The 1,007-nt window shown below is 58.5% G+C and carries 1 protein-coding gene; it reads right to left on the reverse strand.

The window, feature by feature from the left end:
- On the reverse strand, positions 1–1,007 hold a 1,007-nt coding region (gene acrA, locus C7386_RS13240; RefSeq protein WP_318261316.1), incomplete at both ends, for an acryloyl-CoA reductase electron transfer subunit beta.

Raw genomic sequence — 1,007 nt, forward strand, 5'->3', positions numbered from 1 at the left:
TCGAAGATCGGAGCGGAATCAGACTTGTTAACTGCTACGATGCACTCGGAATCCTGCATACCAGCCTTATGCTGGATAGCACCGGAAATGCCCAGAGCAACGTACAGCTTCGGATGTACGGTCTTGCCGGTCTGACCAACCTGGTGGTCAGCAGACAGCCAGCCGGAGTCGATAGCAGCACGGGAACCACCAACAACGCCGCCGAACAGGCCAGCCAGCTCTTCAGCCAGCTTGATGCCGGTCTCAACGTCCTTGGAGATACCACGGCCTACAGATACAACTACCTCAGCGCCGGTCAGGTCAACCAGCTCCTTAGCTTCCTTAACGACCTCGAGAACCTTGGTCTTGATGTCAGCCTCGGACAGCTCGAAAGCTACCGGCTCAACAACTACTGCGTTAGCCTTAGCTTCGTTGTACTCGCCCTTCTTCAGTACGCCCGGACGAACAGTAGCCATCTGCGGACGGAAGCGCGGGCAGATAATGGTAGCCATCAGGTGACCGCCGAATGCCGGACGGGTCATCTTCAGGTTGCGGTCCTCGCGGTTCAGAGCATCGATCTGAGCCTGCGGCAGAGTGGAAGCATCCTGCAGGAATGCAGCATACTTCTCTACGTCTACGTCGAGGTGGGTGCAGTCTGCGGTCAGACCGGTGTGCAGACGAGCTGCGCAGCGCGGGCCGAGGTCACGGCCAATGTTGGTAGCGGCGATCAGCAGGATCTCCGGCTTCTTAGCCATAACGGTGTCGCACAGAACCTTTGCGTATGCATCGGTGGTGTAGGTCTCGAGCAGGTCGCTCTCGCAAACCAGAACCTTGTCAGCGCCGTAAGCGCCCAGTTCCTTTGCCATCTTCTCGCCTACGCCCTTGCCGCCAAGCAGCAGGCCGCAAACTTCAGTGCCCATGTCGTCTGCCAGCTTGCGTGCCTCAGAGATCAGCTCGAGTACGGTCGGCTGCAGCTCGCCCTGGCGCTGCTCACAGAATACCCATACGCCGGAAAAATCGGCGAGGTT

The sequence above is a fragment of the Agathobaculum butyriciproducens genome (genome assembly GCA_003096535.1).
GTDB lineage: Bacteria > Bacillota > Clostridia > Oscillospirales > Butyricicoccaceae > Agathobaculum > Agathobaculum butyriciproducens.